Here is a 24,456-nt window from a genome sequence, read left to right on the forward strand (position 1 = left end):
ATCCCGTCCGCCGCGAAGGGGCCCCGGACAGGGGGCCCCTTCGAGGTCAGCGGACGATCGCTGGTGACGGTGGTGTCCACTCGACGACCGGTTGACCCTTCAGCGAATCCCGCAGTGTCTGTGCCACCGAGTCGATCGGTTTCTGCGACTGGGCGTCACCCACCGCGTTGAACGGGTTGTCCGGGTCGGCGATGAAGCTCGCCGCCGCCAGTTCCTTGGTGAAGCCGACGAACCAGGCGGACCGGGTGCTGTCCGTCGTACCCGTCTTGCCGCCGACCGGGCGACCCACCGTCGGGGTCACGCTCGGTGCGGTCGACCACTCCTGGCAGGACCCGGTCTGTGCCTTGCCGCCGGTCGGGCAGCGGGCCGCGTCGGCTGCGGCGCGGGCCACGTCCGGGGTGACCTCCTGGCGGCACCGCGGCTTGGCCACGTCGACCGTCTGGCCCTGCTTGTTGGTCCAGGTCACCTGCTTGCCGTCGTTGGTCTGGATCGAGGTGACCGGCAGCGGCTCGCAGTACTGGCCGTCGGCGGCGACCGTCGCGTAGGCGCCGGCCATCTCCAGCGGTGTCACGTCCGAGACGCCGAGGGTGAACGCGCCCCAGGTCTTGGACCGCGGCGGCTTGGCCATCATCTGGTCGACGTCGGTGCGCCAGGTAAGGCCGAGCCGCTCGGCCATCCGGACCGCCTTGTCGGCGCCGACCTTCTGCTCGAGTTGGACGAAGTACGTGTTGACCGACTTGCCGAAGCCCGACCACATCATGTGCCGGCCGGTCATCGCGCCGGAGGCGTTCGACGGGCACCAGCGGCCGCCGCACGAGCCGGGCCCTTCGCCCAGGTACTGCGAGACCAGTCGCTGCGGCGAGTCGAACGCGGTCGACAGCGGCATCCCGGCGTCCAGCGCGGCCAGCATCGTGAACATCTTGAACGTCGAACCGGCCTGGTAGCCCGGCATGTCACCGCCACCGAGCAGCGGCACCACCGTGTTCGGGTAGTTGCCCTTGATCTTCGCGGCCTTGGCCGGGTCGGAGTGCGTGCCGTTCTTGCTCTGGTCGAGCGAGTAGACGCGGTTGACCGCCATCGCCTTGACCAGGCCGGTGCCCGGCTGGATCACCACCAGGCCGTGCGCGAACTTGCTGGTCGACTTCTCCTTCGCCATGACGTTGGTCTCGGCGATGTTCTGGATGTTGGGGTCGAGCGAGGTGACGATCTTGTAGCCGCCGCGGCGCAGGTTGTCTTCGCGCTGCGAGGCGTTGTCACCGAACGCGGGCTGCTCGGCCCACCAGGTCTTCAAGTAGTCGCAGAAGAAGCCCCAGCTGTTGAGATTCTTCGGCACCGAAACACAGTCGTTGGCCGGGGTGCTGAGCTTGAGCTGGATCGGCAGCGCCTTGGAGGCCGCGTTGTCCTGTGGGCTCAGATATCCCATCTTCTGCATGTTGTCGAGTACATAGTTGCGCCGGGCGGTGGCCGCGAGCTTGTCCTGCGTCGCCGGGTCGTACTCGGTGGGCGCCTTGACCAGACCGGCGAGCGTGGCCGCCTCGACCAGCGTGAGGTCCTTGGGCGACTTGGAGAAGAACACCTCGGAAGCGGCGTAGATCCCGTAGGCCCGGTGTCCGAAGTAGGCCGAGTTCAGGTAGCGCTCGAGGATCTCCTGCTTCGTGTACTGCTTCTCGACGGCCAGCGCGAGCCGCATCTCGCGGAGCTTGCGGGTGCTGGTCTGCTCGGTCGCCTCCTGCACCTCTTCCGGCGTCTCGGCGCCGTCGCGCTGTGCCATCCGGACGTACTGCATCGTCAGCGTCGACGCACCCTGCTGGACGCCGCCGCCCTCGTGGTTGGCGACGAACGCGCGCGCGATGCCCTTGGGGTCGACCCCGTTGTGCTCGTAGAAGCGCTGATCCTCGGAGGCCACGATGGCCTGCTGGATGTAGGGCGACATGTCCGAGATCGGGACATACTTACGATGCTCCTCGTAGAACATCGTGAGCAGCGTCTTGCCGTCCGACGCGTACACGTAGCTCGTCTGCGCGGGGGGTTTGACGTTGAGCTGGCGCGGCATGTCGTTGAAGGCTTCGGCACCCTTCTTGGCGCCGATCCCGCCGACCGCAACGATGGGATAGGCCACCGCCGCCACGACGACGCCGGCGATGAGCCCGGCCCGCAGCAGCGGAGCGAACCGACTGGTCGCGGAGAGGGTGCGCTTAATCACCACACAAAACTAGGACATAAGCGTATATGTCCGTAGTTGAAAGTGAACAACGTCTACGTCTCATGTTCCTGAACCCAAGATCAACCTACCGGGTACGGTCGACCGCGTGGTCGAGTTGGGACATCACGGTGACGCGGAGGTCGGGCCGGGGCTGATCGACCTGGCGGTGAACGTACGCCAGGCGCCCCTCCCGCCCTGGCTCCTCGACCCGGTCGCGGCGTCACTGGCCGATCTGGCGTCCTACCCGGACCCCGCGCCGGCCCGCGCGGCGCTTGCGGCGCGGCACGGCCGCGATCCGTCGTCGATCCTGTTGACCGCGGGCGCGGCGCAGGCGTTCGTGCTGATCGCACAGGCCTATCGCGCGGCCGCGCTGCCCGTGGTGGTGCATCCGCAGTTCACCGAGCCGGAGGCCGCGCTGCTGGCCGCCGGTCATCGGGTCCACCGGGTCTGCCTCCCGCCGCCCTATGCGTTGGACCCGTCGTTGGTCCCGGCGGCGGCTGACCTGGTCTTCGTCGGCAACCCGACCAACCCGACCTCGGTCCTGCACCCGGTATCGGCGCTGTCCGCGCTGGCCCGGCCGGGCCGGATCCTGGTGGTCGACGAGGCGTTCGCGGACACGACGCTGGGCCCGACCGGCTCGGCTGAGCCGTCGTCGCTGTCCCGGCTCGCGGATATCCCCGGCCTGATCGTGCTGCGCAGCCTGACGAAGACCTGGGCTTTGGCAGGCCTGCGCATCGGGTACGCGCTCGCCGCGCCCGACGTGATCCGCCGCCTGTCGGAGGTGCAGCCGCTCTGGCCGGTCTCGACGCCGGCGCTGGCGGCGGCGGTGGCGTGCGCGAGCCCCGAGGCGGTGGCGGCGGAACACGCGATCGCCCATTCCCTCGCTGCGGATCGCGCCCACCTGCTGTCCCGGCTGGCGGAGATCCCCTCGGTTTCCGTCGCGGCCGCGCCGGAGAGTTCGTTCGTCCTGCTGAAGATGCCCAACGCGGACAAGATCCGCCTAGCGCTGCGCGACCGCGGCTACGCCGTCCGGCGCGGCGATACGTTCCCCGGCCTGGGTCCCGACTTCCTCCGGGTCGCGGTCCGCGACCGCACCACGAGCGACGCCTTCACCGAAACCTTGTCGGCGGTTGTCCCCGACTTCCTCCCCTGACCGCGAAGGGCGGTTCGGGTGTGTGGTTGGTCGGCGCCCGCGGCCCAGGTTTCCGGCCGAGACCGCAGCCCTGGCGTCAGTTGAGGTCGGGGGTCCCGGGGGCGAAGCGGGCAACAAACCGTTTCTGCCAGGGGGTCTCGACCGCGCGGCGGTCGTAGTGCTGGCGGACGTAGGTCACCGCCTCCGCGGCGGGAACACCGTCGATGATCGCGAGGCAGGCCAGCGCCGTCCCGGTGCGGCCGCGGCCGCCGCGGCAGGCCAGTTCGACGCGCTCGGTCGCGGCCCGTTCCCAGGCCTCTTGCAGCGCGGCACCCGCATCGATCGGATCGCTGGGCAGCCAGAGATCAGGCCACCGGACCCAGCGGCTCTCCCAGGCCACCAGCGAGGCCGGCTTGCCGAGCAGATAGACCCCAAAGGTCGGCGGCGGCCCCATCGGATAGGCCCGCAACAGCCCCCGCCCCCGAACCATCCGGCCCGAGGGCAGCCGCAGCACTCCACGGCCGGCTGGATCCCACGAGTCGATCATGAGCCCACCATAATCGCCGCCTGCCCCTTCGAGGCTGATTCAGCCGTTTTACGCCGCCCACCCACCCAACCACCACCGCAAGCAAAGACATACCGGCCGGGACGGCCCGTGCCCAACACCCGCCGCCCCTCGAGATCAACGATCTCCGCAGACCCCAGCATTCGGAACACGGCGTTGCCGCGCGGGCACGGTCGCAGTGGACACGCGCCAATGGCCCATCCCGGCAATCGCCGGGCTCGCGACCAGGCCGCTGCCTGGTGCTGGGTCCGGAGCGACCGGGTGCGGGCGTGGCAGCAGAGCGAAGCGCCGCGGTGCCCGGCGGAAGTGTCCTGTGCCGACATTCCGGCTGCTGATCTCGGGTTCCGGGGTCGCTTCGGCCTGGACTCCGGCGGCCCGCAGGCACGCCGACCACGACCGGGATCGCCACCGCTCCGGGCGGTCTCCGCCCACGCGCCCATCGCCCTCGCATCGCGACACGCCGCAAGCACCGCGCGACACGCCGTGCGCCTGCCGTCCAGCGGTGAATCTAGGTAAACGCTTGTCGCTATAGCTACATCCATTTACCTAGATCTCGGCGGAAGCCGCCCGGGGAGCCGGCGAACAAGCTGCTCGGTGGGAGTCTCCTCGGCCCGGGGCCCGAACCCCATGCCCGAAGCGCAAGGCCCAAGGCCCAAGGCCCAAGGCCCGAAGCCCGAAGCCCAAGGCCCAAGGCCCGCGGCCCAAGGCCCGAAGCCCAACGCCCGAAGCCCAACGCCCAAGGCCCGAAGCCCAACGCCCGAAGCCCAACGCCCAAGGCCCGAAGCCCGAAGCCCAAGGCCCGAAGCCCAACGCCCGAAGCCCAACGCCCAAGGCCCGAAGCCCGAAGCCCAAGGCCCGAAGCCCAAGGCCCGAAGCCCAAGGCCCAAGGCCCGCGGCCCAGGGGCCCGAAGCCCGAAGCCCAAGGCCCGAAGCCCAAGGCCCAAGGCCCGAAGCCCAAGGCCCAAGGCCCAAGGCCCAAGGCCCAAGGCCCAAGGCCCAAGGCCCAAGGCCCAAGGCCCGAAGCCCAAGGCCCAGGCCCAAGGCCCGAAGCCCAGGGCCCAGGCCCAAGGCCCGAAGCCCAAGGCCCAAGGCCCCAAGGCCCCGAGACCTGGCCTCGGGCCTCGGAAACGGCCTCGGGTTGGGGTGGACGGTGACCGGGTGCGGAGCTGGCAAGCGGAGCGAAGCGCAGCGATCCCTGGCGGGAGCAACGGTCGTGCCCACCGCGAACCCGAGCCATAGATTTGTCCGCTTATTGCGTTGCCGACCTGCGGAGGAACGCCCAGTTGATCGCCCACAGCAGCACGCCGCCCAACAGGAGCCACAGGGCCAGGACGTAGATCGACGCCTCGCGGACGATCGGGAGCAGGAAGATCAGCGAGATCACCGCGCCCAGCACGAGGGCTGCCGTAGGTGCGCGGAAGTGGGGGTGGTCGACCGGGTCGCGGCGGAGGACCAGAGCCGAGATGTTGACCAGGAGGAAGACCGCGGTCAGGAGGAGGACCGTGGTGTCGGAGAGGTCGCCCAGGTCGCCGACGAAGAAGAGCAAACCGATCGAGATCGCCGTCGTGAAGGCGATCGCCACCCATGGCGTGCGGCGCGGGCTCAGGCGGCTGAAGACGCCGGGTAGGACGTCGCGTTGGGCCATGCCGTAGAGCAGGCGGCTGGCCATCAGCATGTTGATCAGCATGGTGTTCGAGACCGCGATGATGGAGACGGCCGAGAAGATTCTGGCTACCGGCAGGTCGGGGGCGCCTAGTTTGACCACCTCGAGGAGCGGGCCGGTGGATTTGGTGAGTACGTCCAGGGGGACCGTCATCGCCGCCGTGAAGGCGACCAGCAGGTAGACCACGCCGGCCAGGACGAGGCCGGTGATCATCGCCGGTGGGAAGGCGCGGCTCGGTTCGGCTGTCTCCTCGGCCAGGTTGACCGAGTCCTCGAAGCCCAGGAACGCGTAGAACGCGGTGGCGGCGCCGGAGAGGAGGCCGGTGACTACGCCGAAGCCGCTGCCGGAGAACGTGAACGCCTGGCCCGGGTCGCCGTCGCCGCTGCCCAGCACGACGATGCCGACGCCGATGATGAACAGGAGGCCGGTCAGCTCGATGCAGGTGATCACGACGTTGATGCGGACCGACTCGGCGACGCCCCAGAAGTTGACCGCGGCCACTAGAAGGATGGCGACGATTCCGATCAGGACCATCGGTGGGTCTTCGACACCGAACAGGCCGGTGAAGTAGGCGCCGCCGACGCGGCTGGCCGCGAACGTCGCCGAGGTGACGCCGGACGCCATGATCGCGAAGGTGACCAGGAAGCTCAGGAACTTGAGCCCGAACGCCCGGTCGCAGTAGAGCGCGCCGCCGGCGGCCTGCGGGTATTTGGTGACCAGTTCCATGTAGGCGAAGGCGGTCAGGAACGCCAGCGCGAACGCGGCCAGGAACGACGCCCAGATCGCGCCGCCGACGTCGGCGCCCACTTCGCCGGTCAGTGAGTAGATGCCCGCGCCGAGGATGTCGCCGAGGATGAAGAACGTCAGCATCGGCCGTGAGATGACCCGGCGGAGACCCTCGTCGGCCGGCCGGGTCGGCGTGCTCGTGTCGGAGGTCATGCCGGGCGCGTTACCCACTCGGGTGCTGTGGCATGCCTCACAAAGCGGCGAGCGCCCGCACGTAGTTGACCTGCTGGTGCAGGTGCTGCACCTGGAGTTGATCGACCACGGGGGTACGCGCGACGTATTGATGCCGGCCGCTGGTCACCGTGACCTGCACCGTTCCACGGTGGATGGTCTCCTTGACCAGCAGGAAGAGCAGGCTGGCGATCGGCAGCACGCAGAAGCCGAGGATCGCCGTGATGATCGCCCAGGTCGGTGTCTTCTGCTCGGTCTGCCAGAAGTCGTTGACGTGCCAGGTCGAGCCGGCCAGCGGGAAGCTGCCGGCCGGCGTGTGGACCATGGCCGAGGTCACCCGGATGTCGCCGATCTGCGCCACGATCGGCCCGTCGGCGGCCGGCGGGAACGGGCCAGCCGGGCTCGGCCCGGCCGGGCTCGGCTGGGCGAGCGCCGCGCCGCTGGTGGGCGGGCCGCTGGTGGGCGGGCTGGTGGTCGGCTGCGGCGGGTAGAGCGGGCTCGGGTCGGCGGTCGGGTCAGGGCCGAGATCGGGCGTCGACCACGGGTCGATCGCCGGCGGGAACTGGCCCGGTTCGCTCGCCGACGGAAGCGGCAGAGTCGGCTCTGTGCCCATCACGCACCCCCAGTCGCCGCGACTCCTCCCGGCACCTTACTGCCCGGTGACCACGACCACTCGGCGCCGCGTCAAGCGCTGCCGGCGAGTTGCGGCTCGGGCGTGCTGTCGGATTCCTCAGGGCCGCGGGCCTCGCGCCGGGCCACCCAGACGAAGGCGAACAGCGTCATCAGCCCGAACAGCCACCACTGGACCGTGTAGCCGAGGTTGAGCCAGTCGTTCTCATAATTCGGCGGCACCGCGGCGAAGCCCTTGTCGGCGGCCGGCACCTGGGTGTCGAGCTGCACGAACGCGCCGCGCACCGGGTAGGGCAGCTCGGGCGCGATGCGCTCGACGGCGACCCGGCGACTCTCCAGCTTGCCGTCGGCGCGGTCGACCGGCTTGCCGCCGCTCTCGGAGAGCTTGACCGCGCCAGTGACGGTGGCCTGGCCGGTCGGGATCGGTGGGATGGCCGGCTGCGCATAGGCACCGCCACCCGCCGGCGCCGGCACCCAGCCCAGGTCGACCAGCACGGCCGAGCCGTCAGAGAGCAGCAGCGGGGTGACGATCTCGAAGCCGACCTTGTCGTCGACGGTGCGCCCACGGACCAGGACCACGTTTGACGGGTCGTAGCGGCCCGTCATGGTCACCCGGGTCCACTCGGACGAGCGCTGCGGGCCCGGCCCCGGCACGCCCTTGCTGCCGCCCGGCAGCACGACGGTGTCGAGCGGCACCGGCGCGGCGGTGTCGGCCAGGTCGATCCGGTGGTTGACGTCTTTGCGCAGCTCATAGCGGCCGTGCTGCCAGTTGCCGAGCAGCACCATCACCGCGGCCGCCACCAGCGCGAGCGCGAGGTAGCCCAGCCAGCGGGGGGTCAGCAGGAACCGGTACACGACAAGAGGCTACTGCGGGGGTACGACGGGAATTCTGGCGGTCGCCGCCGTGAACCTGTTCGTCAATGTGTCGTCAGCCTGATGTTGTCGTGCCTATTAGGTATCGTCGGACGGCTCACCATTTTCCGCCGAGGAGTCGCCGATGTCCGCCGTGCCCCGGGTGGTGGTCAGCGCGCCCTCGTCGGGTCATGGCAAGACCGCGCTGGCGGTTGGCCTGCTCGCCGCGTTCGCCGGCCGCGGCCTCTCCGCCGTCGGCTTCAAAGTCGGCCCCGACCACACCGACGCCGCCTACCTGGGCGCCGCCGCCGGCTCGCACGGCCGCAACCTCGACCCCCGCCTGGTCGGCGCCCACCGGGTGGCGCCGCTGTTCGCACATGGCGCCGAAGGTCACGATATTGCCGTCGTCGAGGGCACGATGGGCCTGTTCGACAGCCTCGCCGGCCGGGTCGAGACCGACTCCACCGCCGGCGTCGCCGCCGCCCTGCGCGCGCCGGTGGTCATGGTCGTCGACGTGGGCGCGATGGGCCAGTCGGTGGCGGCGCTGGTGCACGGCTTCCGGGCGTACGACGAATTGACCTGGCTCGGTGGTGTGATCCTCAACCGGGTCGCCTCCGACCGCCACGAGCAACTGCTCCGCGAGGCCCTCGACGACATCGGCGTGCCGGTCTACGGTGCCCTGCGCCGCCGCGACCTGCCGTCAGCGCTGCCACCCCGCCAGGAGGGCGTCGTCCCGGTCGTGCACCGCGAGGTCGAGGCGCTGCGCGGCATCCGCCGCCTCGGCGAGTCGATCGCCGGCGCCGTCGACCTCGACGGCCTGCTCGCGCTGGCCAACTCGGCGCCGCAACTGCCGGTCACCCCGTGGTCGCCGGCGAGCGAGCTGGCGCTGCACCCCGACGACACGGCCGCCGTGCACCTCGGCCGCCGCCCGATCGTCGCCCTGGCCGGCGGTCCCGGTCTCTCGTTCTCCTACGCGGAAACCCGCGAACTGCTCGAAGCCGCCGGCGCGACGGTCGTCACCTTCGACCCGCTCCGCGACGAGCTGCTCCCGGAGAGCACCGACGCGCTGGTCGTCGGCGGCGCGCTGCCGGAGGCCTACGCCGAGGACCTGTCCGCCAACCGCCGCCTGTGCGCCGACATCGCCGACCTGGCCCGCTCCGGCCGCCCGGTGATCGCCGAGGGCGCCGGCCTGCTCTGGCTGGCCCAGTCGTTCGACGGCCGGCCGATGTGCGGCGTCCTCGACGCGACCGGCACCACCGGCGACCAGATGATCGTCGGCTACCGCGACGCGACCGCGCGGGCCACCACCGCCGTGGCCGAGGTGGGCACGAGGGTGGTCGGCTACAAGCAGCACCGCGGGGTGGTCAGCCCACGGGCCGGCCAGACACCCGCATGGACGTGGAACGGCGGCACGCCGGAGGGTTTCGTCTGGCGCCGGGTGCACGCGTCACAGCTCTCCCTGCACTGGGCCGGCTTCCCCGAGATCGCCCGCCGGCTGATCCTGGCGGCCCGACCGGGCGAGGCACCCGGGCCGGGCGGCGGCGGCGGGTCCTGGGCGCGGGCCACCGGAACGGTGCCGGTGCTCGCACCGGGGCGCCCGGCGGCCCCGGCTTCCGGCGGTGGCGCATGGTCAGGAGCGACAGATTCCGGCGAGGGTACGTGGCCCGGCGCGACCGAACCCGTTCCCGTCGTCGGTGTGCCGACGGTGCCGGGTGGTCCTCGCCCGGCGTCGGGGCCCGGCGCGCCCACCTCCGGCGACGGGGCACGGGCTGAGAGTGCGGCCTCGGACGATGGCGGGTGGTTCGGATCGCGGGCTCCCGCCCGGGATGGGCGGCCGGAGGCGGCGCCGGCTGCCGGTCGCGACGCGCGTTCGGCCGCTGGGGCTTCAGAGAACAGCGCATGGTCGGGAGCGCCGGGGTCTGGCGCCGACGGGCGCCCGGTGCCTGGGTCTGGCGCCGACGGGCGCGCGATGCCTGGGTCCGGCGCCGACGGGCGCCCGATGCCTGGGTCCGGCGCCGACGGGCGCCCGATGCCGGGATCTGGCGCCGACGGGCGCCCGGTGCGGGGGTCCGGCGGTGACGGGCGCCCGATGCCGGCGTCTGGCGCCGACGGGCGCTCGATGCCGGGGTCGGGCGGTGACGGGCGCCCGGTGCCGGGGTCCGGCAGTGACGGGCGCCCGGTGCCAGGGTCTGGCGGTGACGGGCAGTCGATGCCTGCTTCGGGTGGCGGTGCGCTCGACTACGGCACCGGTGCTCGGCCCGCTGACGGGTTCGCTGCGGAAACCGACGGTCCGACTGATGGGCGCGGGTTTGCCGTGCCCGGGCCGCCGCAACTGCGGTCCGTGCCGGTCCCGGCCGACGGCGACGTCGGCGAACCGCCGCCGGCGGCGCCGCGGTTGCGGGCCGTGCCCGGAAGCGGTGTGCCACAGCCCGCTGAGCCCGGCACCGACGGGGGGCAAGGATTCCCACCGGCGGGGCCGCCCCGGTTGCGGGTCGTGCCGCCGTTGCCCGACGAAGTGCCGCCCGGACCCCCGGAGGTGGCGCCACCCGGCGGGCCGGCCGGCCGCGGGGGCGTTGATCGCCCGCGCGATGAGCGCGAGTCCGCAGCCCGCGGCGGCCCGGGCGGCCCGCGTGACGGCAACGGCCAGTCGACCACCGGACGCGCATTCGCGCCTCCGGTCACCGCGCCCGGCCACCACGACGACGCTGGCCAAGGCACCGCCGGACGCAGATTCGGGCCACCCGCGAGAAAAGGTCGTGCGGACGAAAGCGCGGGCTACCCGGCCGACGGCCGCGGCTTCGCGCCTCCGGTCACCCCACCCGGCCACCACGACGGCGCCGGCCAAACCACCGCCGGGCGCGAGTCGGCAGCCCAAGGCGGCCCAGGCGGTTCGCGTGACGGCGCCGGCCCGGCGACCGGACGCGGATTCGCTCCTCCGGCCACCGCGCCCGGCAACCGGGACGCCGCCGGCCGCGGGACCGATGGACGCGGCTTCCCGCCGCCGATCGCCCCGCCCGGCCGCCAGGACACCGCCGGCCGCGCGACAGACGGACGCGGCCACACTCCCCCGGTCACCCCGCCCGGCCCCCACGACGGCGCCGGCCGCGCGACAGACGGACGCGGCCACACTCCGCCGGTCACCCCGCCTGGCCGCCAGGACACCGCCGGCCGCGCGACAGACGGACGCGGCTTCACGCCGCCGTTCGCCCACCCCGGCCGCCAAGACGGCGTCGGCTACGCCGCCGACGCGCAGGGGTTCGCGCCTGCCGCTGGGTCGGGCAGCTACTACGACGACGATGACCAGTATGTGACCGATGGGTTCGGGTTCGCCGCCATGCCGGGCGCGCGGGCGGGAGAGCCCCTCGGCGACGGATTTGTCTACGTGGTGCCGATGGGCACCCAGCCACCGCCCGGCGAGGCTTATCGCCCGCCCGACCAGCGGCAACCGCCGGCCGAGCCGGCACGCCCGGGTGAGTTCGGCTTCCCGGTGGGCCGCGGCGACCGGGCGGATCATCCCGCCCCGAGCGGCGGGGTCAACCCGGCCTGGCCTGCGGGGCAGCCCGCCCCGGGTCAGGGTGGCGAGAGGTTCGCCGGGCGGGCCGAGGCCGGTGGGGCGTTGACCGGTGGCACGGCGGAGCTCCCGGCGCGGGCGCTAGAGAAACCCGCCGCCGGGCGGAAGCGCGACGACGACGATGACGACGGGGGGATCACGTGAGGGGCCATCTACCGCTGCGCCAGTTTCCGCTTCTGCGGGTGTCGACGCCGCGGGTGCACGTACGCCAGCTCGGTGAAGACGACGCCAAGCCGGTGGCGGAGATCTTCGCCGACAAGCAGACGCAGCGGTGGCTGCCCTTTCCGCGTGACTTCGGGCAGATCGACGGGCTCGCGTGGTGCACCGAGATGGCCCAGGAGCGGCGCGACCATGGGGCGGGTGATCACTACGGCATCATCCGGCGGGAGGATGACCGGCTGGTCGGCTGCCTGTGGACCAAGCGCACCGACTGGGGTGCCAAGGTCACTGAAATCTCCTACGCGATCGCCGGTGAGGCCCGCGGTTTCGGTGTCGCGCCCGAAGCGGTCGACGCGCTCGCGATCGCGCTGATCCTCGAGCACGGGTTCGCACGGATCGAGCTGCGGGTCGCCCCCGGCAACACCGCGTCGCGGCGGGTGGCGGAGAAGGCCGGCTTCACCTATGAGGGCCTGCTGCGCAACGCCGGGCACGTGCACAGCGGGCGGGTCGACCTGGAGGTCTGGTCGTTCGTCGCCGCCGACCTGCACTGACGACGATCAGGGCGTGATCGGCCGGCCCGCGTGGATGGCGCGCACGGTGTCGATGGTGTCGGCCTCGGCGGCGGTCTTGTCGTCGCGGTAGCGGATCACCCGGGCGAACCGCAGCGCCATGCCGCCCGGGTAGCGCGGGCTGGTCTGCACCCCGTCGAACGCGATCTCGACGACCTGCTCCGGCCGCACGTGGACGACCCAGTCGCCCTTGTCGACCGCCAGCTCCTGGAAGCGCTCGGTCTGCCAGCGCAGCAGCTCGTCGGTCAGGCCCTTGAACGTCTTGCCGAGCATGACGAACCCGCCGGTCTCGGGATCGCGGGCGCCGAGGTGGAGGTTGGACAGCCAGCCGGTGCGCCGGCCGCTCCCCCACTCGACCGCCAGCACGACCAGGTCGAGCGTGTGCCGCGGCTTGACCTTGACCCAGGCCGCGCCCCGCCGCCCGGCGTCGTAGGCCGCCGTCGCCGCCTTCACCACCACGCCCTCGTGGCCGGCGTCGAGGGCCCGCGCGTAGAAGTCGGCCGCCTGCTCGGGGCCCTCGACCATGGCCCGCGGCACCCGCAGCTCCGACGGCAGTGCCGCTTCGAGGGCGGCCCACCGCTCGACCCCCGGCGCGTCGAGCAGGTCGGCACCGTCGATGTGCAGCACGTCGAAGAAATAGGGCGTCAAGGTCACCCCATCCGAAGCGGCGCCGCGGGCGGCGCCGCGGCGGGCCCCGCGGGTCGCCGCCCGGCTCGCCGTCTCCTGGAACGGCCGCGGCCGCCCCTCCGCGTCGAGCCCGATCGCCTCCCCGTCGAGCACGATGTCGCGGGCCGGCAACGCGCGCACCGCCGCGACCACCTCGGGCAGCCGCCCGGTGATCTCGTCGAGGCTGCGGGTGAACACGGCCACGTCGTCGCCGCTGCGGTGCACCTGCACCCGGATCCCGTCGAGCTTGACGTCGACCGCCGCCGGCACGCCGGTGGCCACCAGCGCCTCGTCGACGCTCGGCGCGCTGGACGCCAGCATCGGCGCGAGCGGCCGCCCGACCTGGAGCGCGAACTCGGCCAGCGCACCGACCCCGCCCTCGAGCGCGGCCACCGCCACGGTCTTGAAGTCGCCGACCAGCAGCAACGCCCGCCGCACGGCCGGGCCGGGCACGTCGGCGGCCCGGGCGATCGCGTCGGCCAGCAGCCCCGCCTGGGCGCCCTGGCGCAGCTCGCCGCTGAACAGCCCGCGCAGCATCCGCTGCTCGTCGACGGTGGCGGCGGCGAAGAGCGCGCCGAGCAGCCCCTTGCGCCGCGCCTGCGAGCCGCTCCCGCTGACCCCGGCGATCTCCGCGATGGCGGCGTCGACCGCACCGACCGTGAGCGTCGCGGCCGAAGCGGGCGGCGGCAGGTCACGCAGGCCGGCGTAGCCGACCCCGGTCTGCCGCTGCCGCAGCTCACCGGCCAGGTAGGCGGAACCGGCCTCGACCTCGGACGGGTCGAGACCCCGCAGCGCGGCCGCGAGCAGATCGACCTTGGCGAGCCGCTTCGAGGTGGCGGCCACCGCGGCCGACGTCGCGGCGAGATCGGCGAACAGCATCAGTCGCGCGGTGGGATCTGCTGGAGGGCCCAGGTGTTGCCGTCGGGGTCGGCGAAGTAGACGAACAGACCCCACGGCTGCTCGTCGACCGGGCTCGCCTCGACGCCCTTGCTCACCAGCTCTTCCCGCGCCCGGGCCGCGTCGGCGACGACCACCTGGAGGCCCTTCTGGGAGCCGGGTGTCATCTCCGTGATGCCGGTGCCCAGCACGATGGAGCAGGCCGAGCCGGGCGGGGTGAGCTGCACGAAGCGCAGGTCGGAATTGACCTGGTGGTCATGGTCGGCGTTGAAGCCGCACTGGTCGACATAGAACGCCTTGGCGCGGTCGACGTCGGTCACCGGGATGGCTACGAGCTCGATCTTCCAATCCATGGCAATGAAGCTAGCGGCCGGGTCCGACAAATTCGGGTCGGCGCGGCGCGGCCCGCCGCGCCGACCCGGTTGGTCATGCGGCGATCGGCTCCTCGATCCGCATGCCGCGGGCGCGAACGCCGTCGGCGACCTTGGAGAGCAGGGCGTCGAGGGCGCACAGGTTCACGGACAGATCACCGAGCTGCTCACGGAGGGCCTCCTCCGACCACGCGGAGACGTCGAGGTCTCCCAGTGCACTGACCGCGGCTCCGAGCCGCGTGATGGCCTCGTTCGTACTCATGTTCGATAGCGTAGGGCACGCCACCGACAAAAATCACCCGGAGATCGAAGAGTCACCCAACCGAGCCGGCCGCCGCCGCGACGTTCGCGAACAGCAGCGCCTCGGCGAGGCAGGCCCGCTGAAACTCGGCCAGGTGCAGGCTCTCGTTGGGTCCGTGCGCCTTCGAGTTGGGGTCCTCGACGCCGGTGACCAGGATCGCCGCGCCGGGGAACAGCTCCTGGAACGTCGCGATGAACGGGATCGACCCGCCGACACCCATGTCGACCGGCTCGACGCCGTCCCACGCCGCCCGGATGGCCGACCGGCCGGCCGCGAACATCGGGCCGCTCGTGTCGATCTCGCAGGGCAGCCCGTCGGACTCGAGGACCACCGACACCCGCGCGCCCCACGGGGTGTGCTTCTCGACGTGCGCGACGATCGCCTCGTACGCCCGCTTGGGGTCGTCTCCCGGCGCCAGCCGCACGCTGACCTTGGCCTTCCCCGACGGGATCAGCGCGTTGGGCGCGCCGGCGGTGGGCGGGGCGTCGATGCCGAGGATGGAGACGGTCGGCTGGTTCCAGATCCGGTCGGTGAGCCGGCCGGTGCCGATGAACGAGACGCCGTCGAGCATCCCGGCCTCCTCGCGCAGCCGGTCCTCCGGGTAGTCGACGGCCGCGTCGGCGCGCCGGGCCAGGCCCTCGATGGCGACGTCGCCGGCCGCGTCGTGGAATGTGGCGATCAGCCGCGAGAGCACGGTCAGCGCGTCGGGCACCGCACCGCCGAACATGCCGCTGTGCACGGCCGATTCGAGCACCCGCACCTCGACGAAGCAGTTGACCAGCCCGCGCAGCGAGGTGGTGACCGACGGCACGCCGACGTCCCAGTTGCCCGAGTCGGCGATCACGATCACGTCGGAGCGCAGCCGCTCCTGGTGCTCCAGCAGCATCCCCTCGAGCGACTCGGAGCCGAACTCCTCCTCGCCCTCGACGAACACGACGACCCCGACGGGCAGCGCGTCGCCGAAGGCCCGCAGCGCCGCCACGTGCGCCATCACGCCGGCCTTGTCGTCGGCCGCGCCGCGCGCGTAGAGCCGGCCATCGCGGACGACGGGCTCGAACGGCTCGGACTTCCAGAGCGACAGATCACCCACCGGTTGTACGTCGTGGTGCGCGTACAACAGCACGGTCGGCGCTCCCTCGGGCGCGGGGCGATGCCCGATCACAGCGGGCTGCCCACCGTTGCGCACGATGTCGACCTCGAGCCCGCAGCCGCGCAGCAACTCGGCCACCGCCTCGGCGGAGCGCTCGACGTGACTGAAGTCGAAGCCGTCGAACGCGATGCCCGGGATGCGGATCAGACGTTCGAGGTCGGCACGGACGCCGGGCATCTCGCGCTCGATCGCAGCGCGCAGCTCGGACTCGGAGAGGATGGCAGCCGTCATTCCGTGATCGTAAGCCGCCCGCCACCGCGGCTGACTAGGGCGTGGGCTCGTGGGTCAAGGCGGAGTGCCGCCTTGATCCACCAGACACGCCCTAGGGCGTGGGCTCGTCGTGGCGCTCGTTGCGGCCGCGGGCCGCGCGGCCGGCGGCCTCGCTGGCGCTGTTGACCCAGGACCGGGCCCGGGCCGCGCCGCCACCGGCCCACTCGCCCACGTCACTGGCGCCGTCGCCGAGCTTGCGGAGCAGCCCGACCAGCGGGTCCTGGGAGCGGCCGAACGCCTCGCGGTAGGACTCGGCGGCCGCCTTGATCTCCTCGCTGACCCGGGTCTCGCCGTCGCCGTCGCGGCGCGGGTAATCGCCGCCGAGGATCCGGGCGTAGTCGCCCGAGTCGACCCAGTGGCGCAGGTCGGCGGCGCGCGCGACCGGGACCGGGTGGCTGCTCCAGGCCGTCATCCGCACCTTGTGGAAGCTGTCCCGCAGGTCGCCGCCGCCCTCGTAGTCGGCCGCCTGCTCGAGGAACGCCGCCGTGTCGATCTGGCTGAGGTCGCCGCCGCCGGCGAGCTTCATCAGCAGTCGCAGCGCCGCGGCCTGGTCCTGGTTGGCGAGCAGGCCGGCGCGGTCGGCGGACAGCTCGGCCTTGCGCCACCACTCCAGCATCGCCGCGATGATCGCCCGCAGCGCGATCGCGCCGACCGGCAGCCAGCTCAGGTTGGCCGCCCAGCGGGTCAGGATCATGAGGATCGTCTTGTAGACCGCGTGGCCGCTGCGCAGGTGGCCGATCTCGTGGCCGAGCAGCGTGCGCAGCTCGTCGTCGTCGAGCTGTGGCACCGAACCCGAGTCGAGCACGATGAACGGCCGGTCGATGCCGATCGCCCGGCCACCCAGCGTCGGCGAGTAGCGCACGAACAGGTCGGGCAGCTCGGGCAGGTCGAGCGACTGCGCGGCCTCGGCGTAGAGCCCGTAGACGCGCGGGTATTGCCGGTGGTCGACCCGGATCGACGAGGCCAGGTAGGTCAGCCGGAAACCGCGCTCGTTCCACATGCCGAAGAACGCCTTGACCACGTCGTCGAAGCCACGTAGCTCGCGCAACGCGGTCAGCGCGCCGCGGTCGGCGGGGTGCTCCCACGCGCGCGAACTGATGCCGGTGAGCGCCACCCGTCTGCGTGCGGGAACCGCCGCGCCCTGATCGTCAGCGCTCATGGTGGCCCCCCGGATCGTCGCCGTGTGTCATCGCTCAGCGTGCACCACGGCACGGCGTGCGTCTATGCCTGTGGATAACCACTGACCGGTCGGACCACCCGACCCCAACGAGCGGCCCGGGAGCGCTGGTCAGCGGCGGTCGAGAACCACAGGATCACGCGACCAGACACCGTGTACGACGAGGTCGGCGCGCTCCGCCGTATGGTCCACGGCGAAGTGCCGGTTCTCCGCCCGCCGCCAGCGCAGCAGGTGCGGCCGCACCCCGACGCCGTCGCGACGCAACGCCCGGCTCAGCCGCAGCCGCGGCGAGGCGGTCACGAAGATGGAAAACGTCAGCTCCGGCCGGATCACCGCCCGGGCCGCGCTGAACCCTTCCAGGATCACCACCGGCGCCGCCGGCACCTCGACCCACGGCCCGGCGAACCCGGCCCGCTCCCAGTCGTAGTGCAGGTGCCGCCCCGGCTCCCCCGACCGCAACGGCCACAACACCAACTCGTCGAGCCGGCCCCAGAAGGTGAACTGGTCGTCCCACCCGTCGAGGAAGTCGTCGGTGTGCACGACCGGCGCCGGCACGCCACCGACGGTGGTCACGGCGGCGGCGAGCCGGTTGGCGAACCTGGTCTTACCCGAGCCGCTGGGCCCGTCGACCGCGACCAGCCGGGTGTTGCCGAGCCGCGGCCGGCGCCGCAGGATCCGCCGGGCCAGCCCGTCGAAGGTCTCCGCGGTCACGGCGCGCCGGGCGGCACGAACGGCAGGCCCGCCGGTGCGCCGTCGGAGACCAACCGCCACAACGCGTCGGTGTCGAGGTGCTCCTCGACCAGGTCGCCCAACAGGTCGAGGGTGCGTTCGCGGACGGAGGCAAACTGCGTACCCGATGCGGGTGTGAATCCGGACCGTCCCGCGAGCCGCGCGCTTTCGGTGAGGAACCAGCGGCGGAACGCGTCGGACTCGAACGCGCCGTGCCAGTGCGTGCCGAAGACCGCCCCGTCGCGGGCACCCTCCGGTCGACCGTCCACATAGGTCAGCAGTGGAGTGGCGGGCGCACCGGCGGAGACGTACCCGTGATGAATCTCGTAGCCGTTGACCGGAATGCCGCCCTCGGCCGTGCCCGACGCGAGCGTGACGGTCTTGCGCGCGTCGAAGGTGACCTCGATCGGCAGCAACCCGAGCCCGTCGACGGTGCCCCGGCCGCTCTCGACGTCGTCGTGGATCGCGCGCGCCAGCATCTGGTAGCCGCCGCAGATCCCGAGCACCGGCCGGCCCTGCGCGGCGCGACGGGCGACCACGTCGGCCAGACCCGTCTCCCGCAACCACTTCAGATCGTCCACGGTGGACTTGCTGCCCGGCAGCACGACGACATCGGCCGCGGCGACGTCGGCGGGCTCGACGGTGAGCCGCACCCGCACGCCGGGCTCGGTCGCGAGTGCCTCGGCGTCGGTCGCGTTGGAGATCCGCGGCAGCCGCACCACCGCCACGTCGAGCCACTCACTGCCGTGCGGCGCCGCCGGCCGGCCGAGCACGCTGCCGTAGGCGAGCGAATCCTCGGCGTCCAACCAAAGATCGAGATGCCACGGGAGTACGCCGTACGTCGGCCGCCCGGTGACCCGCTCCAGCATGTCGAGGCCCGGCTGCAGCAGTCCCCGGTCGCCGCGGAACTTGTTGACCACGAAGCCGGCGACGAGGTCCTGGTCGGCCTTGTCGAGCAGGGCGACGGTGCCGAAGAAGGCGGCGAACACCCCGCCCCGGTCGATGTCGCCGACGATCACGGTCGGTAGCCGTCCGTGCCGGGCCAGCCCGAGGTTGACGAAGTCGGTGTCCCGCAGGTTGATCTCCGCCGGGCTGCCGGCGCCCTCGCAGACGACCACGTCGTACTCGCTGCGCAGTTGGTCGAAGGTCTCGAACACGGTCCCGGCCAGCCGCGACTTGAGCGCCCGGAAATTGCCGGCGTCGACCCGGTCGACCGCCTCGCCGAGCACCACGACCTGGCTGGAATGGTCGCTGCCCGGCTTGAGCAGCACCGGGTTGAAGCGCACCTCGGCCGGGATCCCGCAGGCGGCGGCCTGCATCGCCTGCGCACGGCCGATCTCGCCGCCGCGCCCGTCCGGGCCGACCACCACGGCCGAGTTGTTGGACATGTTCTGCGCTTTGAACGGCGCGACCCGCACGCCCTGCCGGCGCAGCCAGCGGCAGATCCCGGCGGTGACAACGCTTTTGCCGGCGTCGGAGGTGGTGCCGGCGACGAGCAGCCCGCCGCTCATGGCCGGCGCCTGGGTCGCAGCAAAGCGCCCGCTGCGGCGAGGGCCACGGCCGCGACGCCGACGGTTCCGGACAGCTTGGCGGCGCGGTTGATGTGTCGCGCATCGGGCCGCGGGCCGTCGCCGAGGAAGGGCCGGCTCTCGGTGCGTCCGAAGTAGACATTGCGGCCACCGAGCCGGACCCCGAGCGCGCCGGCCATCGCCGACTCGCACTGGCCCGCATTGGGGCTCGGGTGGTCGTTGCGGTCGCGCCGCCACACCCGCATCGTCTCGGCCCGCCGCCCGCGCACCCGGGGCGCCGCCGCGACGGTCAGCAGTGCGGTCAGCCGGGCCGGCGCGAGGTTGAGCAGATCGTCGAGGCGGGCGGCGGCGGTGCCGAACCGGGCGTAACGGTCCGAGCGGTGCCCGACCATCGCGTCGAGGGTGTTGGCGGCGCGGTAGGCGAGCAGCCCCGGCACGCCGGCGACCGCACCCCACCAGAGCGGCGCGACGACCGCGTCGGAGGTGTTCTCCGCGACGGACTCGACGGTGGCCCGGGCGAGTTCGGCCTCGTCGAGTTGGGCGGGGTCGCGCCCGCAGAGGTAGCCGAGCCGGTTGCGCGCGGCCGGCACGTCACCGGCCTTCAGGTAGCCGGCCATCCGCCGCCCTTCGCCGCGCAGCGTGCGTCCGCCGAGCACGGTCCAGGTCGCGGCGGCGGTCAGCAGGAAGTGCGCTGCGGGGCGATCCTTCGTGGCCCTGTTGGCTGCGATGCCGAGCGCGGCGGGGATGCCAACCGCGATCAGGGTGTACGCGGCCCCCGCGCGCCGGTCATCGCGGTAGAGCTGGTTTTCGAGGCGCTGGGCGAGCGTGCCGAACCCGGCGACCGGGTGGAACCGTCGCGGGTCACCGAGCAGCGCGTCCAAGCCGTAGCCGGCCAGCAACCCGGCGGCGTCGGCCACCCGCATGTCCATCGCCAGCCATCCCACATGATCACCCTAGCCGGGGTCCCGATGCGGTTGCCGGCTGCGTTGCTTCAGCCCTGTGCCTTGGCGGTGAAGCGGTCCGGTGCGAACTGGTCGATGGTGTGCAGGGTGTAGCCGGTCTGCGCCAGGTCGGCCAGGATCTCGCCGACCACCGGCGCGAACTTGAAGCCGTGCCCGGAGAACCCCGCGGCGATCGACACCGTCGGCACCTCGGGGTGCAGCCCGAGAATGAAGTGCTCGTCGGGCGTCATCGTGTAGAGGCAGGGCTTGCTGTCGAGATAGCGGGCACCCGCCAGCGCCGGCAGCCGCTCGCCGAGCCAGGCCACCATCGTGGTCAGGTCGTCGGGCGTCGCGGAGGGCGCGCCGAGCTCGGCGTCGGCCGGCCGCTCGCCGGTGTGGAAGGCGGCCTTGACCACGGCGCCGATACCCGGGCGGGTGCCCTGCAGGTCGGCCGGCGGCGCGAACGCCGGGATCCCGTAGGCGACCTGGTCGTCGGCCGGCTCCCAGATCCACACCGGGCACCGCCCGATGGCGAACTCGTCGGTCGGCTGCCAGTAGTGCTGCAGGCGGCTCTCCAGCCGCACCGGGCTACCCGGCATCTTCAGCAGGTCAGCGGCCCACGGCCCAGGGCAGACAATCAACTTGTCGGCGCTGATCGTGCGCCCATCGACCCGCACGGTCACCCCATCGGCGGTCGCGTCCCAGTCGGCGACGGTGGCGCCGTAGCGCAACTCCGCACCGGCGCGCTCGGCCAGCCGCAGGTGGGCGCTGATGGTGGCCTCGGGCCGGACAACACCGGCGGCCCGCTCGTAGATGCCGACCTCGTCGTCGTGCGGCGTGAAGGCCGGAAACCGCTTACGGATCTGCCCGGCGTCGAGCACCTCGTGGTCAAGGAAATGTGCCCGCGCGGAGGCGAGCGCCCCCGACACCTGAGCCGAATCGGGACTGCCGAGCATCAGTCCACCGGTCTGCGTCATCAGGTCGACGCCGGCCATCTCACCGAGCTGCCGCCAGAGCTCATAGGCACGCTGCACGAGGGGCACATAGGCACGACCTTCGGCGTACGCCTGACGGATGATCCTGGAACCGCCACCGTGCTCACCGCGCCCGTGCGGCGGCGTGAACCGGTCGATGCCCAGCACCCGAACGCCGCGGCTAGCCAGGTGGTAGGCGGCGGCCGCGCCCATCGTGCCGAGCCCCACCACAACGACCTCGGGGCGCGTACCGGTCATTTCCATTCCGGCAGCCTAGACGCTGCGGTGCACCCCAAAGCGGACACCGGATGCGGCAACACACCCTGGCGTCACCCGCCCGCGTCTCCGGCAGCCACCGAGCGCCGCAGCCTGCGGGTGAGGCCGCCGCCGACGAGACCGAGCACGTTGGCGGGACGGAGGTAGTCGTCGTAACGGACCGCGCCGGCCAGCACGCCGAGGAAACGGGTGGTCTCGGCCGGCCGGTCGGCGATCGCGGCGAGCAGTAGGCGCTGGGCGAGCCAGACCCGCAGCGTGGCGAGGGACCGGGTCATCGCATAGATCGGGTAGGCGGCCGCGTCGCGTTCTTGCTGGTAGCCCGCGAGCGCGTCGTCAAGGCTCCTGTTCGTGGCACCGCCGGACCGGAGGGCGCGCGATTCGGAGTCGGCGGCCGCGATGCTGTCCGATCCCCGAGCCTCAGACCCGAGGTCGGACGGGTAGCCGACGGACGGATGGCGGGCGCCCGCGAGGGCGGCCAGCACAGGGTCGCCGGCCGCGTGGCCGCCGATGGGTGGGCTGCTGGCCGCGTGGCTGTCGGATCCGAGGCCGCGCACGATCGCGGCGGCGAGCAGTTCGGCGTCGCGGAAGGCGTTGCTGATGCCCTGGCCAGCGACCGGGTCCATCACGACGCCGGCGTCACCGACGAGTGCCCAACCTGGACCGTGCGCCGCCCGGAAGCCGTTGGGAACGTCCGGCGCCAGCCGGAACGGCTCGGCCCGCGTCCCGGACCGCACCCGCTCGCCAAGGTCGCCGCACCGATCGAGCGCGGCGAGGTAGCCGGCAGCCGGGTCGGCCCGGAACCGGTCGAACTCCGCCAGCGGCGCGAACAGCGCCACCATGACGAGCCCGTCGTTGGTCGGAAACGCGGGGACGGTGAGCCCGGGCCGGACGTAGATCGAACCGACCGGCAGGTCGACCCCAGACCAGTAGGTGTAGCAGGCGAATGTCGAGGCCGGCCGCACGTGGTAGGCCTTGGCCCCGACCGCGGCGGCAACGGTGGACCGCTTGCCGTCGGCGCCGATCACCAGCCGGGCCGTCTCGGTGGCTGGTGCGGCAGAGGGGCCCCTCCCCCTCCCCTCCCCGCGTTCTCTGCCGCGGATGCCGGTTATCCGGCCTTCGGCGTCGCGGGTCAGTTCCTCGACCGCGACGCCTTCGCGGACCTCGGCGCCCGCCGCCCGGGCGGCATCGACCAGGGCCGCGTCGAGCAGCGTGCGCCGGGGCCCGTAGAGCGCGTCGACGCCGTCGACCGCCGGGTAGCGGCCGTGCAGCACCGCCCGCCCGGCGTCGACCCGCACGGTCGGGACCGCTGGCGTCACCGCGGCGATGCGGTCGAGCAGCCCCCAGCGCCGCAGCCGCGCGATGCCCGGCACCTGCACCTGGTGGGTGGACAGCGTGTCGCTCGGGAAGCGCGCCCGGTCGACGGCCAGCACCCGCAGCCCGGCCCGGGCCAGCAGCATCGCGGTCGCGGCGCCCGCGGCCCGGGTGCCGACGACGATCACGTCATGGTCCATCGCGATCCCCTCTCCATACGGTGCCGTATGGAGCGACCATACGGTAGCGTATGGCCGTGCGTAAACCCCGTCTCGGACCGGACGACTGGACCGCCGCCGCGCTGACGGCGATCGGCGAGCAGGGCCTGGCCGGCGTCGCCGTCGAGCCGCTCGCCGCCCGGCTCGGCACCACGAAGGGCAGCTTCTACTGGCACTTCGCCAACCGCGACGCATTGCTCGAGGCCGCGCTGAGCAGCTGGGACGAGACCTACACCGACGCGATCCTGCGCACCGTCGACGCGGAACCCGACCCGGCGGCCCGGCTGCGCGCGCTGTTCGTCGCGGTGACCGCCTCGGCGCGGGCGCCGGTCGAGGTGCACCTGCACGCCGCCGCCGACCACCCCGCGGTCGCGCCGGCGATGCGCCGGGCCGTGGCCCGGCGGACCGCCTACATCGCCGCGCAGCTCACCGCGCTCGGCTTCAATCAAGCCGAGGCTGACCGCCGGGCCCTGTTCGCCTATGCCACCTACCTCGGCCACATCCAGCTCGTGGTGCGGATCCCCGAGGCGGTGCCGCAGGGCCCGGCGCTCGAGGCCTACCTCGGGACGGTGTTGGCCGCCCTGCTGGAGCAACCGGCGGCGGGTCAGACGGGCACCGGCTCCGGCTCCACCTCCGGCACCGCTGCGGGCTCGACGCCGGACAGACCCTCGAGCGAGGCATCGTCGTCGAACAGGTGATCGCTGTCGCCGTAGCGGGCTGGCACGTCGCCCTCGGCGACCTCTTCGGTCGGCTCTCCCCGGGCCTGCAGGCCGGCCTCTTCGTCGTCGATCTCGCTCGTCGCTCCGCCGGCGCGGACGCGGGCGAAGCGCGCCTTGCCCCGGGACAGGTCGTGGCCGACGGCGACCGCTTCCACCTCGTACGACGTGCGGCTGTTGCCCTCGCCATCTTCCCAGTCGCGCGTGTAGAGCCGGCCGACGACCACGACCGGGTCGCCGGTCATCACCGACGAGGCGACGCCCTCCGCGAGCCGGCGCCAGCAGGTCACCCGAACCCGCAGGCTGTTGCCGTCGACCCAGCGGTTGTTGTCGCGGTCGAAGCGCCGTGCCGTCGAGGCGACCCGGAAGCTGGCCACGAGCGTGTTGGTGTTGGCGGTGCGGCGCCACTCGGGCGCGGTCAGCACGTTGCCGACCAGAGTTACCTGGGTATCGAACATGATCATCTCCACAGATGGATCGGTCATTGGGGCGCGAGTCGACTCGGGGAACAGCCTCCCGAGCCGAGCGCGCGGAGGCCACGGACGGACAGATGGCTGTGGATAACTGGGCACCTGTGGAAAACCGAACGATCAAGGCCGGATGTCGTACCCGAGCGGTAGCGTCTGGAA

Annotated in this window: 20 protein-coding genes; 4 read left to right on the top strand and 16 right to left on the bottom strand. The window is 72.5% G+C overall.

Translation table 11 applies throughout. The annotated features are described in order from the left end of the window. Positions 1-46: 46 nt before the first annotated feature. On the bottom strand, positions 47-2,203 hold the full coding sequence (locus tag DFJ67_RS01645) for a transglycosylase domain-containing protein (RefSeq protein WP_116075483.1): 2,157 nt from the start codon (positions 2,201-2,203) through the stop codon (positions 47-49). A gap of 106 nt (positions 2,204-2,309) precedes the next feature. Here DFJ67_RS01645 and cobC point away from each other — a divergent pair, with 106 nt between their 5' ends. Continuing rightward, entirely contained in the window at positions 2,310-3,356 is a 1,047-nt protein-coding gene (gene cobC, locus DFJ67_RS01650) for an Rv2231c family histidinol phosphate aminotransferase CobC (RefSeq protein ID WP_239097631.1), read from the top strand. A 76-nt stretch (positions 3,357-3,432) separates the two neighbouring features. Here cobC and DFJ67_RS01655 read toward each other — a convergent pair whose 3' ends face one another. The 4 genes from DFJ67_RS01655 to DFJ67_RS01675 form a co-directional block, all read right to left on the bottom strand. Further along, a complete protein-coding gene (locus DFJ67_RS01655) occupies positions 3,433-3,882 on the bottom strand; it encodes a protein-tyrosine phosphatase family protein (RefSeq protein WP_116066240.1) in 450 nt (149 codons plus the stop codon). Positions 3,883-5,149: 1,267 nt separating this feature from the next. Continuing rightward, a complete protein-coding gene (locus DFJ67_RS01665; RefSeq protein WP_116066241.1) occupies positions 5,150-6,502 on the bottom strand; it encodes an APC family permease in 1,353 nt (450 codons plus the stop codon). 37 nt (positions 6,503-6,539) lie between these two features. Then, positions 6,540-7,133, bottom strand: a complete 594-nt coding sequence (locus tag DFJ67_RS43600; RefSeq protein WP_239097527.1) for a hypothetical protein — start codon at positions 7,131-7,133, stop codon at positions 6,540-6,542. Positions 7,134-7,204: 71 nt separating this feature from the next. Further along, on the bottom strand, positions 7,205-8,005 hold the full coding sequence (locus tag DFJ67_RS01675) for an SURF1 family cytochrome oxidase biogenesis protein (RefSeq protein WP_116066243.1): 801 nt from the start codon (positions 8,003-8,005) through the stop codon (positions 7,205-7,207). 142 nt (positions 8,006-8,147) lie between these two features. On the opposite strand from DFJ67_RS01675, the gene DFJ67_RS44525 reads away from it, so the two are divergent. Both DFJ67_RS44525 and DFJ67_RS01685 read left to right on the top strand, forming a co-directional pair. Then, positions 8,148-11,717: a cobyrinic acid a,c-diamide synthase CobB gene (locus tag DFJ67_RS44525; RefSeq protein ID WP_203784238.1), complete on the top strand. Its 3,570-nt coding sequence runs from the start codon at positions 8,148-8,150 to the stop codon at positions 11,715-11,717. Between the two features lie 38 nt (positions 11,718-11,755). Beyond that, entirely contained in the window at positions 11,756-12,283 is a 528-nt protein-coding gene (locus DFJ67_RS01685; protein WP_239097526.1) for a GNAT family N-acetyltransferase, read from the top strand. A gap of 6 nt (positions 12,284-12,289) precedes the next feature. Here DFJ67_RS01685 and DFJ67_RS01690 read toward each other — a convergent pair whose 3' ends face one another. From DFJ67_RS01690 to DFJ67_RS01735, 10 genes are all read right to left on the bottom strand, one after another. After that, positions 12,290-13,846, bottom strand: a complete 1,557-nt coding sequence (locus DFJ67_RS01690; protein WP_116066245.1) for an ATP-dependent DNA ligase — start codon at positions 13,844-13,846, stop codon at positions 12,290-12,292. Next, positions 13,846-14,217 carry a glyoxalase superfamily protein gene (locus DFJ67_RS01695; protein WP_116066246.1) on the bottom strand — a complete coding sequence of 124 codons (372 nt, stop codon included), beginning with the start codon at positions 14,215-14,217 and terminating at the stop codon, positions 13,846-13,848. The genes DFJ67_RS01690 and DFJ67_RS01695 overlap by 1 nt, the downstream gene beginning before the upstream one ends. Before the next feature lie 73 nt (positions 14,218-14,290). After that, complete coding sequence (locus tag DFJ67_RS01700; protein ID WP_116066247.1) at positions 14,291-14,497, bottom strand: hypothetical protein; 207 nt, start codon at positions 14,495-14,497, stop codon at positions 14,291-14,293. 52 nt (positions 14,498-14,549) lie between these two features. Beyond that, positions 14,550-15,917: a dipeptidase gene (locus tag DFJ67_RS01705; protein WP_116066248.1), complete on the bottom strand. Its 1,368-nt coding sequence runs from the start codon at positions 15,915-15,917 to the stop codon at positions 14,550-14,552. A 91-nt stretch (positions 15,918-16,008) separates the two neighbouring features. Next, entirely contained in the window at positions 16,009-17,115 is a 1,107-nt protein-coding gene (locus DFJ67_RS01710; protein ID WP_116066249.1) for a M48 family metallopeptidase, read from the bottom strand. 129 nt (positions 17,116-17,244) lie between these two features. Further along, positions 17,245-17,844, bottom strand: coding sequence for a uridine kinase family protein (locus tag DFJ67_RS43165; RefSeq protein ID WP_203784236.1), 600 nt, complete (start codon positions 17,842-17,844; stop codon positions 17,245-17,247). Continuing rightward, positions 17,841-19,373 carry a cobyric acid synthase gene (locus DFJ67_RS01720; RefSeq protein WP_116066250.1) on the bottom strand — a complete coding sequence of 511 codons (1,533 nt, stop codon included), beginning with the start codon at positions 19,371-19,373 and terminating at the stop codon, positions 17,841-17,843. Before DFJ67_RS01720 ends, DFJ67_RS43165 begins: the two co-directional genes overlap by 4 nt. Beyond that, positions 19,370-20,314, bottom strand: coding sequence for a cobalamin biosynthesis protein (locus tag DFJ67_RS01725; protein ID WP_116075485.1), 945 nt, complete (start codon positions 20,312-20,314; stop codon positions 19,370-19,372). The genes DFJ67_RS01720 and DFJ67_RS01725 overlap by 4 nt, the downstream gene beginning before the upstream one ends. Positions 20,315-20,382: 68 nt before the next feature. Beyond that, positions 20,383-21,570 carry an N-methyl-L-tryptophan oxidase gene (solA, locus tag DFJ67_RS01730; protein ID WP_239097525.1) on the bottom strand — a complete coding sequence of 396 codons (1,188 nt, stop codon included), beginning with the start codon at positions 21,568-21,570 and terminating at the stop codon, positions 20,383-20,385. A gap of 65 nt (positions 21,571-21,635) precedes the next feature. Then, complete coding sequence (locus DFJ67_RS01735; RefSeq protein ID WP_116066252.1) at positions 21,636-23,093, bottom strand: NAD(P)/FAD-dependent oxidoreductase; 1,458 nt, start codon at positions 23,091-23,093, stop codon at positions 21,636-21,638. A 56-nt stretch (positions 23,094-23,149) separates the two neighbouring features. Between DFJ67_RS01735 and DFJ67_RS01740 the strand changes: the two genes are divergently transcribed. After that, on the top strand, positions 23,150-23,809 hold the full coding sequence (locus DFJ67_RS01740; RefSeq protein WP_239097524.1) for a TetR/AcrR family transcriptional regulator: 660 nt from the start codon (positions 23,150-23,152) through the stop codon (positions 23,807-23,809). Here the strand turns inward: DFJ67_RS01740 and ssb are convergent. Then, complete coding sequence (ssb, locus tag DFJ67_RS44645) at positions 23,716-24,285, bottom strand: single-stranded DNA-binding protein (RefSeq protein ID WP_116075487.1); 570 nt, start codon at positions 24,283-24,285, stop codon at positions 23,716-23,718. The two genes, DFJ67_RS01740 and ssb, sit on opposite strands and share 94 nt — an antisense overlap. Positions 24,286-24,456 lie beyond the last annotated feature (171 nt).

Origin of the sequence: Asanoa ferruginea (assembly GCF_003387075.1) — a bacterium.
Taxonomy (GTDB): Bacteria; Actinomycetota; Actinomycetes; order Mycobacteriales; family Micromonosporaceae; genus Asanoa; species Asanoa ferruginea.